We start from the raw sequence: 15711 nt of genomic DNA, 5'->3' as shown, positions 1-15711 counted from the left end.
ATGGCTGGCCAAAAGCAAGATCCAAAACTGAGGCATATTGTTCTGACCTCTCACCCCACCTCCTACGGAGCCAAACCCATCCCCGTCCATTGGGGAAATGCCGATCCCGGCAAACGTGGCCCCCTGATTGGAACCCTGACCGATCCTAGCCATCGTAACGTCATTGGCACCCATTCGGGTTCTTACGCTATCTATCGCGCCTTAGCCGTCGTCCAGGGGAATCTGAAAACCGACCACCGCGCCGACTTAACCAACACTTCCCCCTTCGTAAAAATTGGCCCTTACCCCAGTTGGTCAGATCCCGATAAAATTGTCGCCCTCGATCCCTTTGGCGCGATTATTGGGGAAGCATTTACTGAATATTTGGAAAAAGGCTATGATATTCGCCCCACCATTGCGATTACAAAAGCCCATATTAATATGCCAGAATTATATGATGCAGCCATGAAAGGACGGTTAGAAATTGATGGCAAAATTATGAAGAAAAATGGTGATTTAGTAGTAACAAAAGCCGCAATTGAACCTGTTTGGTATTTACCCGGAATTGCCGATCGTTTAAAGGTGACAGAAAGTGATTTACGTCAGGCATTATTTGAACAGACCGGAGGAATGTTTCCTGAGTTAATTACTCGTCCTGATTTACAAGTATTTTTACCTCCGATTGGGGGAGTTACGGTTTATATTATGGGGGATATTGCAGCGATTACCGATCCCGATCTTCCGGTTGCAGTTAGAGTCCATGATGAGTGTAATGGATCTGATGTTTTTGGCTCAGATATTTGTACCTGTCGCCCCTATTTAGTGCATGGGATTGAAGAATGTATTAAAACAGCCCAGTCAGGCGGCGCAGGAGTAATTATATACTATAGAAAAGAGGGACGAGCTTTAGGAGAAGTCACGAAGTTTTTAGTTTATAATGCCCGGAAACGTCAAACTGGAGGCGATCGCGCGGATGCCTATTTTGAACGGACAGAATGTGTGGCTGGGGTACAAGATATGCGGTTTCAAGAATTAATGCCGGATGTGTTACATTGGTTAGGAATTACTCGAATTGATCGGTTAGTTTCCATGAGTAATATGAAATATGATGCGATTGTTAATTCTGGGATTGAAGTAGTTAGACGAATTGCGATTCCTGATGATTTAATTCCGGCGGATGCTCAGGTGGAAATTGAAGCGAAAAAAGCCGCCGGATATTATACGGAAGGGGCAATTTTAGACCCAGAAGGTTTACTCGGTATTAAAGGTCGAGACTATTAACCCGTTGTTGCGCTTCAGCGCAAAATCCCAAGTTAATGGGAATTACGAATTACGAATTACGAATTGGGGATAGTTATATTCCATTCTTTCATGTTTGCTACAAATACTTGATCAGGTAGCCAATCACTTTTTTCTATTCCCTATTCCCTTAATATTAAAATGCAAAATCGAGAAAATTATTCAAATGCGATCGCCTATTTTCGTTCTCCTCAAGCAATTCGAGAACGTTGTAATTTTATCTTTGATTTAGCCCTATCTAATCAACTAGAACATTTTGTTTATCATCCAGAAAAGTTAGAATTAGTGGCTAATTTTGTTTTAGATAATATTACTCAAAACTATCCCGATCTCAATGTCCCTTTTCATTCTCGTTGGCGACATTTTGAAGTCGGTAATATTCCTAGAATTGCAAACTTACAAAAACAATTAAATGGTTTATCCCAGTTAGAACAAACCCAAGCTAAACTTGATTTAGCCATTATTAGTGTGTTACTGGATGCCGGAGCCGGGGAAAAATGGCATTATCAAGAATCAGAAACCGGGTTAATTTGGCGACGTTCTGAGGGGTTAGCAATTGCCAGTTATGAGATGTTTGGTCAGGGTTTATTTTCTAGTCAGAGTAAATATCAATTTCAAGCCGACGCCCAGGGATTAATGAATTTGACGGAATCCCAATTAATCACCGGATTTCAAGTTAATGAAAATAATTCTTTAACCGGAGTAAAAGGTAGATTAGAACTCTTAAAAAAACTCGGTGAAACCCTATCTAATTATCCTCATTTATTTGGAGAAATTCATCCTCGACCTGGGAAATTAGCGAATTATTTTTTAACCCAAACCCAAAACAATCAACTCAGTGCTGTGATTGTTTTAAACGCTATTTTAGAAGGATTAGGAGAAATTTGGCCGGGACGATTAACTTTAAATCAAGTCAATTTAGGAGATGTTTGGTATTATTCAGGGTTAGAAACCCTAGACTCAGAATATCCCTTTGTTCCTTTCCATAAATTATCCCAATGGTTAACCTATTCCTTACTTGAACCTTTACAGGATTTAGGATTAGAAATTATTGATTTAGATCAATTAACTGGATTAGCAGAATATCGCAACGGGGGATTAATTTTAGATTTGGGATTATTGGAATTAAAAGATAATAATTTATCGGAAAAACTACACAAACCCGATTCTAATATAATTATAGAATGGCGATCGCTCACGATTATTATACTCGATAAAATTGCGGAAATCCTTCGCCAAAAATTAAATCTTACCTCCCAGGAATTTCCCCTAGTTAAAGTCTTACAAGGAGGTACCTGGAATGCTGGACGGGAAATTGCTAAACAACAACGTTTTGATGGTTCTCCTCCCCTAAAATTAGAGAGTGATGGCACTGTATTTTAATTTATCGCATTTTGCCACTGACTCACCAAAGAAATCGCCCCAATCAAAATTTTATGCTCTTGAATTTGAATTCGAGCGTGTAAAGTTTCGGGAGTATCATCAGGTAAAATCGGAACCGCGGCTTGCATCAAAATTGGGCCCCTATCGACTTCTAACTCGACTAAATGAACACTACAGCCTGTAATTTTTACTTGAGCTTCTAATGCCTGTTCTACTCCTCTAATCCCCGGAAAACTCGGTAATAAACTCGGATGTAAATTAATGATTTTATGGGGGAAAGCATCCACTAAAACTTGGGTAACAATTCGCATCCATCCAGCAAAAACAATCCAATCCACATCATGTTCTTTTAAGGTTTGAACAATGGCTTGATCTAAATCTTCCCGTTTTTTATAATTACGATGGTTTAAAAGAATGGTTTTGACTCCGAACCTTTCCGCCCGTTCTATGACTTTAGCATCGGGGTTATTATAAATTAAAACCTGAATTTTGGCATTGAGTTGTTGATCTTTTATGGCTTGTGCGATCGCCTCAAAGTTCGTGCCACTTCCAGATGCTAAAACTCCAATTTTTACCGGAGATCCCTCTACAAATAAAGGCGAGGGAATCGCGGGAGAAATTAAACAGGAGGTGGGGTCAATTTTGGTCATTTTCTTATCCATTCAAGCTTTTACCTAAATATAAATTAACCAAACTATTGTAAAATATTTTTAAGAAACTTTATCAAAATTTATTCAGGTTATGGCTTCTTCACCGGGTTCTCAGAAACAGCTTTTGGATCAAGATGCTATCATGGCTTGGATTTTTCTGCCTCCGGCTTTATTGCTGATGGACGATAATGGTAGTTGGCTAGATTGAACAGATTTTTTGACAAAAAAGCATAATGGTCAATAAGTACCTAAACAAAATTAATTACACATCCTCCACCCTGTTCCCTCCCCCCTATCCCCCACGGGGGGGTAGGGGAGTAGCAAAAAATCCTACAGCTATTCCGATAAAAAATAGCGTAAAATAGTATATTAGGGTGCTAACGATTAAAATTGTATTCTAAGATGGGAGAATCAAAAATGGTCAGTCAAAAATATAAATTTTGGTTTTTAGAATTAAAATGTGTTTGAGCGGATCATCAGGGATTTTGTGTTTTGTTTTGAATATTCCTGTAACCGGATGTAATCCGTTATTTTCAAGACCCTCGTGCTGAATACCCCTAAGTCACTTCTCATAGTGTTGACTTTCTGTATTGGAGACCCAAATGCCGACCCCATCCCGTCTAAATGAGATTGCTCAAAATTTAGAAACTGATCCGAATATCACTCGGATTAAGAAAGTTCTGTTATGTGCCTATAGTGGAAAATGGGAGAATGATTCCCATGTCCTAGATAGTATTAATTTGAATGTTTTACTCCAAAATATTTATCAAAAACATCCCCAATTTGAACCGCTTAAAATTATTCTGAATAATATTCTATCTCGTCTGAATAAAAAAAATGAATATAATCTGGTTTTAGAGAGGATTGAAGCTCAGATTAGTCAATTTTATATTCAGTCTGATGTCGAAGAAATTCCCGAACTAAATCAACTATCAATTACTGCTTCAGAAACTATAAAAATTAGTCCAGAGGAGTTAAATTCTCTATCTTCAGCCTATTTTAGTCAAGGTGTTCCCGCCCATCAGATTCGCAACATATCGAATTTATTTGATGTGCGATTTAAAATCATGCAACACACCAATCCTTTACGGGCAAAACTGGTAATTTTTTCGAGTTTAGAACGGGAATTTAACTATCGAGAAGAAGATTGGTCACAACTAAAAAATCAGAGTCTCGATGATTTACTTCACGAACTATTACAAACCTTTCCTAACGTAGATCGACTAAAATCCCATCTTTATAAGATGGCAGAATATTTAGAAGATACGGACGAAAATATTCAAGCAGTAACGGTGATTTTAGATGCCCTGAACCCCTATTATGAAACTAAAGCTAAATCCCGTTCAGATTCGGGGTTGAATCATTCTCCTGGGAATACAACCCCCCCCCGTTCTTCAATTTTGCAGCAGCATTTTTTAACTGATAATGCCATTGATATTAATGAAAGTGAAACCGTGCATTTATTATCCCCTAATCCTCCGAACTTGGGATTAGGTTTACCAAAAACTCAACATTTTACGACAATTAGCGAGAGTAGTTTTTCTGATTTTACTTCCGCCACCGCCTTTAGTAATATTGATATCCCGCCCACAGACTCAGGAGAAATGAGTGATGATCTCAGAAAAAAGCTCATTCTGGAGCAAGAAGTTGAACAGATTGTTGGAAACAGTGTAGCAGATACCTTGGTGCCATTAACCACTATTTTGAAACATTTAGAACTTGCCCTCAATCAACAATTAAAAAATCATCCTCCTGAAATTCAATTAGAGATTAAATATAAATCTTTAAGACGGTTTATTCATGTCCTGCAAGCTAAAGTCGGAGATTTAGCGGGGGTCATTCATCAATCGGAAGTGGAAGAACAGCAACGATTATCCCAGCATAAGACCACAATAGCCGTTGAGGAGGAAGACCCAGAACAACTGGAACCTCGACTAACCCATGGCCAATTGTTAGAACTGGCCAAGCAGGGCCATGCAAAAGCGATCGCAACGGTGATTAGTCAATCCCTGAAACCGAAAGGAATTAACACTCTCACCAAGTCAAAAGAGGGCTGTCTGCACATTATACTAGAGTCAGATCAAGTGCCAAATCAAGCCTCTATGAGTCAATTTATCCGTCAAAAATTGCTGGATTTGAACATTCAATTGATTCAGAAGGTTAAAGTTTACGCTCGAACTCCTGGTAGTAAGTCAATGGCTTGGGTTCAAGAATTTACCTATACGGGAACTCAAAGATAATTAATCATGGATGAGGAAACACTACTCGAACAGTATCGAGCCGGACAAAAAAATTTTAAAGGGCTTAATTTAAGGAGTGCTGAACTAAGTCGTGCGGACTTAATTGGTGCTAATTTAAGTGGTGCAGATTTGCAAGGCTCTAACTTTGTTTTAGCCTATTTGAATGGGGCTAATTTTTCCCGGGCTAATCTGAGGGGAGTTAGGTTTAATGGCGCTATTTTAAATAAAGCCAATTTAAGCAGTGCTAACCTGAATGATGCCGAATTTCATGGCACAAATTTACAAGGAGCAGATTTTCGGAAAGCCAATTTAGCCTTAGCAACCTTATTAGATGCGAACCTGATTCAAGCGGATTTAAGAGGGGCAAATTTACAAGGGGCTGACCTGAGAGGAGCCTGTTTACGGGGGGCTAATCTGCGCTATGAACCCAGAATTTATGAAAGCGTGAATTTGCGCGGGGCTGATTTACGAGGAACCGATTTACAAGGGGTAAATTTGACCGGGGCTGATTTAACTCGGGCGAATTTAAGCGGAGCTAATTTAACAGAAACCGTCTTAAAAGGAGCAATTTTAAGTCAAGCGAACTTAAGTCAAGCCAACTTACAATCTGCATTTTTAACCGAAGCAAATCTCACCGAAGCTAACTTAATTGGAGCGAATTTAAAAAAAGTTAAATTAGAACGGGCGATTTTAATTGATGCTCAATTACCCGGGGTAGAATTGTGTGATGCCATTCTCCCCGACGCTCAACTAAGTAATGCTAATTTAAGTAATGCCAATTTGAGTCGAGCCAATTTAGTTCGTGTCGATTTAACCCGAACTAATATGAATGGAGCCAATCTCACTCAAGCGGATTTAACCGATGCTTCCGTTGCTCGAACTAATTTAAGAAATGCGAATTTAAGTTATACCTATTTAACTCGCGTAGAAATTAGTAGTGCTAATACCGCCGGAGCCATTTTGCATGGTGCAATGATGCCTAATGGTGAAATTCATGATTAAGAATTAATGCCTTTTTTGCCATCTTGTCGCCCTAATTCATAAATTCCCCCACTCATACAAGCAATGATTCCCACACTAATTGACCAACTTTTATCTAAACCTATCTCAATACCCCAATTACATAAAAATCCCATAATTAAAAAAGGAACAATACTAAATAAAGACGCATAAAAAGCATTTTGAGATTCTCGATTTTTGCGAGTCCGTTCATATTCAGCTTCCGAGGTATATAACATTCTTTCTGCATAGTTAAACCAACGGTTTAATTGATGGGTAACCCATTCACCCACGGGAGAAAAACCCCAATACAATGCTAAAGACCAGAGGGTTGCCCCGGCAATCAATTTGGGGTCAAAATGGAATTGGAAGGGAAAAATATCAAACAACATGGACATAAAATTTAAGATATGACAGAGGTTTTTCTATTTTAATTGAAAAAATTGCTAAAATAGATAGAGAAGTTGTAATCAAGTGATGTCAGCACCCCGCACTGAAGTGACGGGGCTTCGTGCCTCTAACTTCAGTTAGTTGACCAGCCTAAGTCTTAACTGACTACGTTTTTTGAGTCATGACACCCTGTTGGATGCGAAGCTAGTCCCTGGCTCTGTCGTTAGTAGTTAAACAGTTTTACGAGGGGTAAGACATTGCTACTAGCCTAACAAGCTCTTAAAACATTGGCGAAGCTAACTTTACCCTAGAAATAGGAGTTAGGAGGGTAACCATACCCTCCTCCCTGAAAAGGGAAAAATATAAAGCCGTCCCAGAAGGACGGGGTTTCTACCCATTTTTCTGATGAACATTATTCGTTTAATTGCCGCTGTTTTTTTGCCCCCCTTGGGCGTTTTTTTGACCGTTGGTTTTGGGGGAGCCTTTTGGCTGAATATTCTCCTAACCCTGCTGGGAATTATTCCCGGGATTGTTCACGCTGTTTGGATAATTGCCAAAAACGATCAAAATTAACCTCATTTTAAACCGAGGAATAAATTCAGTTATCAGTTAAGCTGTACTGCATTTAAACTGTATATTCTAGGGAGCAAGGACGCTCCCACTGCACAGGGATGGGGCAATTTCCTAATCACAGTCCCATGTTATTCTGATGAAAAACCATAAAACCCTGACCACCTAAGCCATAATGGAAACACTAACTGAAAAAATTCTGATTCAAAAAACAGAGGATTCCCGTCTTTCTTCTGAAACTTTACACAATATTCCCTTTGGTCGAATCTTCAGTGACCATATTTTTATTGCTACCTACAATAACGGGACTTGGCAAGACCTTAAAATTATCCCTTATGGTAATTTAACTATGGCTCCAGCCATGGCAGTTCTGCACTATGGTCAGGCTGTTTTTGAAGGGATGAAAGCTTATAAAAGTGCCACAGGAGAAACCTTAATCTTTAGACCCGATGCTAACTTTAGACGGATTAATCAATCGGCTCATCGACTTTGTATGCCCCCGATTCCTGAATCAGTTTTTATGGAAGGATTAACGGAATTAATTCGTTTAGATTCCGGTTGGATTCCTGAATCCGAGGGAAGTTTATATATTCGTCCCTTGTATTTTGCCAACGATGAATTTATTGGTTTAAAACCTTCAACTCACTATACTTTTATTATTATGAGTTGTCCCGTAGGAGCCTATTATTCCGAACCAGTTAAATTAATCGTCACGGATAAATATATTAGAGCCTGTGAAGGGGGAACCGGGGCGGCGAAATGTGCTGGAAATTATGCCGCTAGTTTATTAGCTGATAAAGAAGCTAAAGCCTTGGGTTATGATAATGTGATTTGGCTCGATGGTGTCCACAAAAAATATGTGGAAGAATGTGGAACCATGAACTTAGCATTTGTGATTAATAATGTGGTGGTAACACCTCAATTAACCGGAACCATTTTAGAAGGAATTACCCGCGATAGTGTGTTAAAGTTATTCCGAGATCAAGGGGTAGAAGTGGAAGAACGGTTAATTTCTATCGAAGAAGTGGCAGCAGCCCATGACCAAGGGATTTTACAAGAGGCTTTTGGTATGGGAACCGCAGCTACTATTGCCCAGGTTTCTAAAATTGGATATCAAGGACGGGATTTAGTTTTACCTCCGATTTCTGAACGCAAATATGCCCCATCTATTTTAGAACAATTGGAAGCCATTAAAACTGGAAAAGAGCCCGATCCCTATAATTGGATTTGTAAAATTTAACCGAAAAAGGTGGGTCTGAACCCACCCCACACAGACCCTACCGAAACCTTGATTAATATTAAATTTCGGATTTATAGAAGGGAATAGAAAATAGGAAGCAGAAAGAAAAAGAATGAAACCTATAGATTTGGGCATCAGTTCATGGTTAAAATTGTCTGGTCAGATTATATTCAGTATCGAGCTACACTGAGAGGTTTTGATCTTGAACAAATTGAAGAAATTTTAAGATTTTCAGCAGAAAAGTATTATGATAGTGCTACAAGCCGTTTGGTGGTAGTGGGTAAACACAACAATGACTTGGTTTTGATTCCTTATGAAGAAAATCCAGATTTAATCATGCCTGTGACGATTCATGTAACCACTCGGCAACAAGTGCGATTTCGTTTAAAAACTGGGAGATTTGTAATCTATGAATCCTACAAAAATGACTTATTTTGAACAAGAAGATATTCTGCATTTGAAATTTTCAGATGAATCGGAAACTGGAAGTATTGAGATTAGCCCTAATATGACGGCTGAACTGAATGAAGATGGGGAATTAATTGGACTAGAAATCCTTGAAGCAAGTGCTTTTATCCGGGATGTAATTTTGGAGTCTGCCCAAGGAAAACTATTAAATTTTTCTTCAGCTAAAGTTTCTTAATTTTCAATTTCATGACCTCACGCTATCTGTTATACAAAGATTATGAATCCGGGTTAAATAATAACTTAATGGGGTTAGAAATAGCCGTAGGATTAGCCTATTTAACCCAACGAAAGTTAGTTTTTTATGGTTCCGTGGGAGAGGATAAAAACATTTTACCTGTGCGGGGGGGCTATTTTTTATCTGTGCCGGAAAGTCGGAAACATATTATTAATATTGACCAACTACCAACGATTTTAGATTTAGTTGATAAACTTCCTATTCCTATTTTAAATTATTCAGAGTTTTTGGCAGAAACCCAAGGAAAAAATCTCAGTCATTATCAGAGTCAGGTTAGATTAGTTAATGCGGTTTTTGTTCCGAATAATATTATAATTGACCCCAAGGTTTTATCGGATTTTGCTGAAAATCGAATCATTGTACAGGACGTTGAACAGGATATTTTAGAATTTAGTGCTTGTAATTTAGCCTATTATTCTCGCTTTTTTTATCTGCCTTCCCCGACGCTCTATTCCTTGATGGAAGCGATTAAATTTAAACCCATTTATCAGAATTTAGCCGATAAAATCTCTCAAACCCTCGGACAATATAATGGGATTCATATTCGTCTGACAGACTATCGTAACTGGATTCCACATCGAGAAGCCGACCATCCCTATTTAATCTTAAAAACCCTAAAAGAAATTTTTCCACCGGAAGAACTTTTATTAATTTGTACCGATGAATCAGAGAATATGGATTTTTTTAACCCAATTTTAAAATACTATAAAAATGCTATTTTTATTGATCACTTTATTATTGCAAACTTTCAAAAAGAATTTAAAAATTTACCTTTTACCGATGAACAAACCCTGGGATTAATTTGTAATTTAGTGATATGGAATTGTCAGCAATTTGCGGGTAGTTTTCGCAGTACCTATACCGGAATTATCCATAGAAACTGGTTTAGAAACCAAATCAAAAAGCAACTTAACCCCTCTCAATTAACCTTTAAATTTGTAGAAAGTGGTTTATCCCCTGGAGAAGTCCAATTTCATCAAGGTTACTATGCAGAAATTAATCCTGGTTTTTTTAGTTGGAATCGTATTCATCTCCCCGTCGTCACAGAAATGAAATCCTGGTGTCGAGAATGGCCAGAATCCGTGTGTTTAACCCTCTAGGATACTGAAAGGCAACTCGTTAAGGGGAATGGTTGTCTATTTGCACAACTTAAAGAGTAAAATCTTCTTGTTAGCTATTTTTGATTCAAGGAGACTCCATTGAAAAAGCTCTTATCAGTCCTTATTTTGAGTTTTCTATTGTTAACAGTCCTTTTGCCTAAATCCGCATTAGCAGAAGGGGTTTTAAGTGGGTCTACTATTTTTTCTAACTCCTGTGCAGCTTGCCATATTAACGGGAATAACGTTATAGTTGCTAATAAAACTCTAAAAAAAAAAGCGTTAACTAAATACTTAAAAGGATATGAAGAAAATCCTCTGGCTGCAATTATTAATCAAGTTACCAATGGTAAAAATGCCATGCCTAATTTTAAAAGTCGATTAACGGCTAGAGAAATTACCACCGTTGCTGCCTATGTTGCTGAACAAGCTGAAAAGGCATGGTCGCCATTACAATAAATTTCCTTAGATCATAATTCATAATATTATTGGATTAAATTTCCCAGTTTAATTCAAATATCTGCTATCTTGGATATCAAAACTCTGCTAAAAATCTTGTGAGTCACGAAATTCTGGAAATCTCGGAGTTGCCTGATTCCATACCGTACTTCCATCAGTCAAATCTGTATAGAAAAATTCAATGTTTACACAAGTTCATTTGACAGAGCGACATCATCATATTCTCTGGGCAACGATTCGTCACTATATTGCGACGGCCGAACCCGTGGGCTCTAAGGCTTTGGTGGAAGAATACAACCTCAAAGTCAGTCCCGCCACTATTCGTAATGGCATGGGGGTCTTGGAACGGGCTGGACTCCTGTATCAGCCCCATACCTCCGCCGGACGTATCCCCTCCGACTCAGGGTATCGGATTTATGTTGATAAACTGATTACCCCCTCAGAAACTTTTGCGGATGAGGCGCTGCAATTGTTACGCGAACAACTGAATTTAAAAAACTGTAGTTTAGAAGCGGTTTTGCGGGGGGCGTCACAAATTTTATCAACTTTGAGTGGTTATATTACCTTAGTTACACTCCCGAAAACCGTCACTACTCGGTTACGACATTTGCATTTGGTTTCTATAGAACCTGGGAAAATTATGTTAGTTGTGGTGACAGACTCCTATCAAACTCAGTCCAGTTTAATTGATTTATCTCCAGCCAATTCTCCCTCGGATTCTCAGGCCATGGGAGTTAATCTTTTACCCGAAGATCAAGAGGTTTTAGAACAGGAATTACAACTACTTTCTAATTTTTTAAATGCTCAACTCAGAGGTAAATCTATTTCTGAACTTTCGATTTTAGATTGGAGTGAATTAGATCGGGAATTTCAGTGCTATTCTGACTTTTTAATAAAGTTATTAACGGATTTAAGTTTTCGTAGCCAAACTCCAGAATATACCCGCATTCTAATTAGTGGTATTGCTGAGGTTCTACATTTACCTGAATTTTCTCAATTGCAACAGGTGAAAACTTTGATGCACTTATTAGAAGAAGAACAGGAACAATTATGGCCGTTAATTTTTCCTAATCCCAAACAAGAACAACGGGTTACGGTTCGCATTGGGTCGGAAAATCCTTTAGAACCCATTCAAGGCTGTACCTTGGTTTCTGCACCCTATCGACGGGATAATATTCCGGTCGGAAGTGTGGGAATTTTAGGCCCGACTCGGATGATGTATGAAAATGCGATCGCCGTGGTTGAAGCGGCTGCTGATTATTTATCTGAAGCACTGAGTTAATCCTTAATTATTGGATTTATGATCGGTTTAGAAACCTTAAAACATAGTTTATCTTCCTTTGTTCATCTTCTAGGATTTTGCTTAGAAGCAATTTCGGCTTTTTGTATATTATTGGGATTAATTAGTACCTTAAAAATTGCCCTGGCAAGTTTCCGTCGTCGGCAAATTTTTCCGTTTATAGAATTACGGCTTAATTTTGGCAGTTGGTTAGCTTTAGCCTTGGAATTTCAGTTGGGTGCAGATATTTTGTTCACAACCGTTACACCCTCTTTTATTGCGTTAGGTCAGTTAGCTGCTATTGCTGTAATTCGGACATTTTTAAACTATTTCTTGAATAAAGAATTAGAAATGGAAACCAACTTTCAGAATAAATTAAAGGAGCAATCTTCTCTAAATCAATTAAGTACCTAAACAAAATTAATTACACATCCTCTACCCTGTTCCCTCCCCCCCTAGCCCCCCGTGCACGGGCAGGGCTGTTTCATTTTCCATTGCCAACCCCTAAGACCTAACCCCCCAACCCCCTTCCCTACTAGGGAAGGGGGAGTAATAAATAATTTTTTATGTTTAATAGTAATAATTAGTCCCCCTCTCCTCGCAGGAGATGGGTTGGGGGAGAGGTCACACAGTTTTTCCTAGAGAATGAAACAGCCCTGCGTGCACGGGGGGTTTGGGGGGGCTTTTCCGGTGTTCCCTCTCTCAACTAGGTAATTTATTTTGTGCAACTACTTATAGAATATGACAGCAAATTCTGATATTTTAAGACAAGCAGAAATAGCAATTACTGAGTTTGAAAATTCCAAAATATTGGGAGTTTGGACGGGATTAGATCAACAAAAAATTATTGCAGAATTGCGATCGCGTCTACTTAATCCTTTTAATATTAATCAAGGGACTCAACCATTTTGCGGCCCAGCAGCAATTGTTTTTGAACTAATTAGAAAAAATCCCCTTGCCTATATTCAAATCTGCCGTAATTTGTTCCAAATTGGAGGATTTCATACCCAAAATAATCGCTGGATTTCTCCGCCTCAATGGTTATCAGAAAGTCCTTTAAATTTAGAAATTTATCAAATAGACTGGATGGTATTATCCACCCTCAGAGAGTCGGAAAATATTATTTTTTCTGTAGATCCTAATGCACCTCAACTGTTAAGAAACTTAGCCGGAATGACTAAACCTTGGGAGATGGCAGGATGGATTAAAGAAATTTTAGGCTATCAAACCGTTAATTATAGAAATGCTTACTTATTTGGGGATTTAGAAGCAATTGAAACCGCAAATCAGATGATTAAATCCGGTGGTGTTGCCTTCGCCTTAATTAATGATTCCGGTTTACTCCTAAATCAACCGCCCGTTTTTCCCTATCCGAATCATTGGGTAGCTTTATTAGGTGAAATACAGATTAATCAAAACAGTAATTTGATTCATTTTAATGTTTATACTTGGGGACAGGAAATGCAAATTACTGTTGATTTAACAACTTTTAAAACCTATTTTTGGGAAGTAGTAACCGGAATTTAAAGTCAACTTTAATTAACTTGAATGTTACCAATTAATGAATTTGTAATAATCCGTTTTACTCCCAGATTAACTAACTTTTTAAAATCCTCTAAATCATCCACCGTCCAAACCACAATATCTACCCCCTGATTTCGACTCTGGGTAATTATTTCAGGATGCTCTAAAACCACAGGATAATCTATGGTTAAAATAGCATTTCCTTGATTAATAGCTGTTTGTAATTGTTGTTCAAATTGCTTAAAATCAATTAAAAAATATCCCAAGGTGATTTCTGGACAATAACCACGAATTTGGTCTAAAAATCCTTGATTAAATGAAGTCATAATCGACTTCTTAATCAAGTTATTATTAATTAAAAAATCTCCTAAATTTTTGATTTCTAATTCTGACCATTGATGATCGGGTTTAACATCAAAATATAAAAAATCTTTAACCGCTTGAAAGGTAGCGATCGCATCTTCCAATGTCGGAATACTTTCCCCCGCAAATCTTTCCGCAAACCACCCTCCCGCATCTAATTCTTTTAATTCTGCAACAGTTTTTTCAGAAACTTTACCCGATATTCCCGTAATTCGGTTTAACTCTTGATCATGAAAAATAACCGGAATTCCATCCGCAGAAATTTGTAAATCAAATTCTAGGGAATTTGCCCCCTGTTGCAACGCAGCATTAAACGCCACTAGGGTATTTTCAGGCGCCATCACCGAAAAACCTCGATGGGCAATAATTTCTAAATCCATAATTTTACCTCTATTTTTACTATAATTAGTTTGCCACAATTCGACTATTTAAAAACCTTTCAACTGTTTGATTAAAACCTTCAGCTTCGACTAAAAATGACCAATGATTTCCCGCTACACGCTGAATTTCTAACTGAGTTAAATACTGTTTATAAGGTTTTAATTGCCAGTCCATGCGATTTACGCCTTTTTCCGGTTGAATTAATAACGTAGGAATATCAATATTTTCGGTTAAACCAGGAACTTCCATCACCTGTTCAAAAATTTCATTTCTAGCAGCAATTCCAAATTTACTTCCCCAACTTCCATCGGTTTTTTGTTCCATTCCCGATATAAATAATTCTTGTTGTAAATCACTCCATCCCGAAAATTGAGCTAATTGTTTAGCCAGATCTTCCGCCTGTTCAAAACTCGTAAATGGCCCAATTAATTTTAAGCAATCTAACTGACGATATAGAATTGGTAAAGTTAATTTAAACAAACCCGGAAGTTTCATAATAAAAATCGGATCAACTAAGATCAGACTATTAAACCTTTCGGGATTTTGTTTAGCCCAAATTGCTGCCATTTTCCCCGTCCAAGAATGCCCTAAAATATGGGCTTTTGACCAGTTTAGATGCTCCATTAAGGCTTCTAAATCTTCAATAACTTCGGTAAAAGTATATCCGTGATTGGGTTTACTACTTTCTCCGTGTCCGCGCATATCCGGTGCTATAATATGATAGCGATCGCTTAATTTTTCCCCTAATTGTTTCCAGACTAACCCCTGATCTGCTAACCCATGTAATAATAAAATATTGGTGTCTGAGGAATTATTAATCCCAGAATCCCATTCTAAATAAGATAGATTAATTTTTGATAACGATAGGGTTTTTCTAACACAACTCATGTTTTATCCTCTTAAAATAATTAAACATATAAAACGTTGTTGGGCTTTAGCCCCTCCGTTGTTGGGCTTTAGCCCCTCCGTCGTTGGGCTTTAGCCCATCCTTGCGCTGAAGCGCAACAACGGGGTTTCTTATATTTAGCCCCTCCTTGCGCTGAAGCGCAACAACGGGGTTTCTTATATTTAGCTCCTCCTTGCGCTGAAGCGCAACAACGGGGTTTCTTATATTTAGCTCCTCCTTGCGCTGAAGCGCAACAACGGGGTTTCTTA

17 protein-coding genes are annotated in these 15711 nt (G+C 38.1%); 13 read left to right on the top strand and 4 right to left on the bottom strand.

The features are described 5' to 3' along the window. Together NMG86_RS00660 and NMG86_RS00655 are read left to right on the top strand one after the other, a co-directional pair. The gene (locus NMG86_RS00660) at positions 1-1260 is read left to right on the top strand and encodes a GTP cyclohydrolase II (RefSeq protein ID WP_026788229.1); all 1260 of its coding nucleotides are present in this window, start codon (positions 1-3) and stop codon (positions 1258-1260) included. 159 nt (positions 1261-1419) lie between these two features. Continuing rightward, complete coding sequence (locus NMG86_RS00655; protein WP_026796775.1) at positions 1420-2661, top strand: URC4/urg3 family protein; 1242 nt, start codon at positions 1420-1422, stop codon at positions 2659-2661. On the opposite strand, the gene purN is transcribed toward NMG86_RS00655, so the two are convergent. Continuing rightward, positions 2658-3311, bottom strand: a complete 654-nt coding sequence (gene purN / locus NMG86_RS00650; RefSeq protein ID WP_026796774.1) for a phosphoribosylglycinamide formyltransferase — start codon at positions 3309-3311, stop codon at positions 2658-2660. The two genes, NMG86_RS00655 and purN, sit on opposite strands and share 4 nt — an antisense overlap. Before the next feature lie 602 nt (positions 3312-3913). On the opposite strand from purN, the gene NMG86_RS00645 reads away from it, so the two are divergent. Further along, positions 3914-5551 (top strand): hypothetical protein, encoded by a 1638-nt coding sequence (locus NMG86_RS00645; RefSeq protein WP_026796773.1) that lies wholly within the window; start codon positions 3914-3916, stop codon positions 5549-5551. Positions 5552-5557: 6 nt separating this feature from the next. Beyond that, positions 5558-6553 (top strand): pentapeptide repeat-containing protein, encoded by a 996-nt coding sequence (locus tag NMG86_RS00640; RefSeq protein ID WP_026795028.1) that lies wholly within the window; start codon positions 5558-5560, stop codon positions 6551-6553. Here the strand turns inward: NMG86_RS00640 and NMG86_RS00635 are convergent. Further along, a complete protein-coding gene (locus NMG86_RS00635; RefSeq protein WP_026788224.1) occupies positions 6550-6942 on the bottom strand; it encodes a hypothetical protein in 393 nt (130 codons plus the stop codon). The genes NMG86_RS00640 and NMG86_RS00635 overlap by 4 nt on opposite strands. Positions 6943-7345: 403 nt before the next feature. Between NMG86_RS00635 and NMG86_RS00630 the strand changes: the two genes are divergently transcribed. The 9 genes from NMG86_RS00630 to NMG86_RS00590 all read left to right on the top strand — a co-directional run bounded on the left by NMG86_RS00630 (position 7346) and on the right by NMG86_RS00590 (position 13815). Beyond that, positions 7346-7513 carry a YqaE/Pmp3 family membrane protein gene (locus NMG86_RS00630; protein WP_043937856.1) on the top strand — a complete coding sequence of 56 codons (168 nt, stop codon included), beginning with the start codon at positions 7346-7348 and terminating at the stop codon, positions 7511-7513. 172 nt (positions 7514-7685) lie between these two features. After that, the gene (locus NMG86_RS00625) at positions 7686-8750 is read left to right on the top strand and encodes a branched-chain amino acid aminotransferase (RefSeq protein ID WP_026788223.1); all 1065 of its coding nucleotides are present in this window, start codon (positions 7686-7688) and stop codon (positions 8748-8750) included. A gap of 141 nt (positions 8751-8891) precedes the next feature. After that, complete coding sequence (locus NMG86_RS00620) at positions 8892-9188, top strand: hypothetical protein (RefSeq protein WP_026788222.1); 297 nt, start codon at positions 8892-8894, stop codon at positions 9186-9188. Beyond that, positions 9160-9393, top strand: coding sequence for a DUF2283 domain-containing protein (locus tag NMG86_RS00615; RefSeq protein ID WP_026788221.1), 234 nt, complete (start codon positions 9160-9162; stop codon positions 9391-9393). The genes NMG86_RS00620 and NMG86_RS00615 overlap by 29 nt, the downstream gene beginning before the upstream one ends. An 11-nt stretch (positions 9394-9404) precedes the next feature. Then, the gene (locus tag NMG86_RS00610) at positions 9405-10553 is read left to right on the top strand and encodes an O-fucosyltransferase family protein (RefSeq protein ID WP_026796772.1); all 1149 of its coding nucleotides are present in this window, start codon (positions 9405-9407) and stop codon (positions 10551-10553) included. Between the two features lie 99 nt (positions 10554-10652). Further along, the gene (petJ, locus tag NMG86_RS00605; protein WP_026796771.1) at positions 10653-11009 is read left to right on the top strand and encodes a cytochrome c6 PetJ; all 357 of its coding nucleotides are present in this window, start codon (positions 10653-10655) and stop codon (positions 11007-11009) included. A 181-nt stretch (positions 11010-11190) separates the two neighbouring features. Then, positions 11191-12291 carry a heat-inducible transcriptional repressor HrcA gene (gene hrcA / locus NMG86_RS00600; RefSeq protein WP_026796770.1) on the top strand — a complete coding sequence of 367 codons (1101 nt, stop codon included), beginning with the start codon at positions 11191-11193 and terminating at the stop codon, positions 12289-12291. Between the two features lie 18 nt (positions 12292-12309). Further along, on the top strand, positions 12310-12702 hold the full coding sequence (locus NMG86_RS00595; protein WP_026788217.1) for a DUF1622 domain-containing protein: 393 nt from the start codon (positions 12310-12312) through the stop codon (positions 12700-12702). A 327-nt stretch (positions 12703-13029) separates the two neighbouring features. Continuing rightward, on the top strand, positions 13030-13815 hold the full coding sequence (locus NMG86_RS00590) for a hypothetical protein (RefSeq protein ID WP_026796769.1): 786 nt from the start codon (positions 13030-13032) through the stop codon (positions 13813-13815). An 8-nt stretch (positions 13816-13823) separates the two neighbouring features. Here the strand turns inward: NMG86_RS00590 and NMG86_RS00585 are convergent, their stop codons facing one another. Together NMG86_RS00585 and NMG86_RS00580 are read right to left on the bottom strand one after the other, a co-directional pair. Continuing rightward, positions 13824-14555, bottom strand: a complete 732-nt coding sequence (locus tag NMG86_RS00585) for a glycerophosphodiester phosphodiesterase (RefSeq protein ID WP_026788215.1) — start codon at positions 14553-14555, stop codon at positions 13824-13826. A gap of 25 nt (positions 14556-14580) precedes the next feature. Then, positions 14581-15444 carry an alpha/beta fold hydrolase gene (locus tag NMG86_RS00580; protein WP_026788214.1) on the bottom strand — a complete coding sequence of 288 codons (864 nt, stop codon included), beginning with the start codon at positions 15442-15444 and terminating at the stop codon, positions 14581-14583. Between the last annotated feature and the right edge of the window lie 267 nt (positions 15445-15711).

Origin of the sequence: Planktothrix rubescens CCAP 1459/22 (assembly GCA_904830895.1) — a bacterium.
Lineage (GTDB): Bacteria > Cyanobacteriota > Cyanobacteriia > Cyanobacteriales > Microcoleaceae > Planktothrix > Planktothrix agardhii.
This window is presented reverse-complemented; position numbering and strand designations above follow the sequence as displayed.

Excerpts from the sequence above, each read along its gene's own strand:
- NMG86_RS00590 (WP_026796769.1), top strand. The coding sequence starts at position 13,030 with ATGACAGCAAATTCTGATATTTTAAGACAAGCAGAAATAGCAATTACT.
- NMG86_RS00595 (WP_026788217.1), top strand. The coding sequence starts at position 12,310 with ATGATCGGTTTAGAAACCTTAAAACATAGTTTATCTTCCTTTGTTCAT.
- NMG86_RS00630 (WP_043937856.1), top strand. The coding sequence starts at position 7,346 with ATGAACATTATTCGTTTAATTGCCGCTGTTTTTTTGCCCCCCTTGGGC.
- NMG86_RS00660 (WP_026788229.1), top strand. The coding sequence starts at position 1 with ATGGCTGGCCAAAAGCAAGATCCAAAACTGAGGCATATTGTTCTGACC.
- NMG86_RS00585 (WP_026788215.1), bottom strand. The coding sequence starts at position 14,555 with ATGGATTTAGAAATTATTGCCCATCGAGGTTTTTCGGTGATGGCGCCT.
- NMG86_RS00610 (WP_026796772.1), top strand. The coding sequence starts at position 9,405 with ATGACCTCACGCTATCTGTTATACAAAGATTATGAATCCGGGTTAAAT.
- NMG86_RS00615 (WP_026788221.1), top strand. The coding sequence starts at position 9,160 with ATGAATCCTACAAAAATGACTTATTTTGAACAAGAAGATATTCTGCAT.
- NMG86_RS00655 (WP_026796775.1), top strand. The coding sequence starts at position 1,420 with ATGCAAAATCGAGAAAATTATTCAAATGCGATCGCCTATTTTCGTTCT.
- NMG86_RS00625 (WP_026788223.1), top strand. The coding sequence starts at position 7,686 with ATGGAAACACTAACTGAAAAAATTCTGATTCAAAAAACAGAGGATTCC.
- NMG86_RS00580 (WP_026788214.1), bottom strand. The coding sequence starts at position 15,444 with ATGAGTTGTGTTAGAAAAACCCTATCGTTATCAAAAATTAATCTATCT.
- NMG86_RS00640 (WP_026795028.1), top strand. The coding sequence starts at position 5,558 with ATGGATGAGGAAACACTACTCGAACAGTATCGAGCCGGACAAAAAAAT.
- NMG86_RS00645 (WP_026796773.1), top strand. The coding sequence starts at position 3,914 with ATGCCGACCCCATCCCGTCTAAATGAGATTGCTCAAAATTTAGAAACT.
- hrcA (WP_026796770.1), top strand. The coding sequence starts at position 11,191 with ATGTTTACACAAGTTCATTTGACAGAGCGACATCATCATATTCTCTGG.
- NMG86_RS00620 (WP_026788222.1), top strand. The coding sequence starts at position 8,892 with ATGGTTAAAATTGTCTGGTCAGATTATATTCAGTATCGAGCTACACTG.
- NMG86_RS00635 (WP_026788224.1), bottom strand. The coding sequence starts at position 6,942 with ATGTTGTTTGATATTTTTCCCTTCCAATTCCATTTTGACCCCAAATTG.
- purN (WP_026796774.1), bottom strand. The coding sequence starts at position 3,311 with ATGACCAAAATTGACCCCACCTCCTGTTTAATTTCTCCCGCGATTCCC.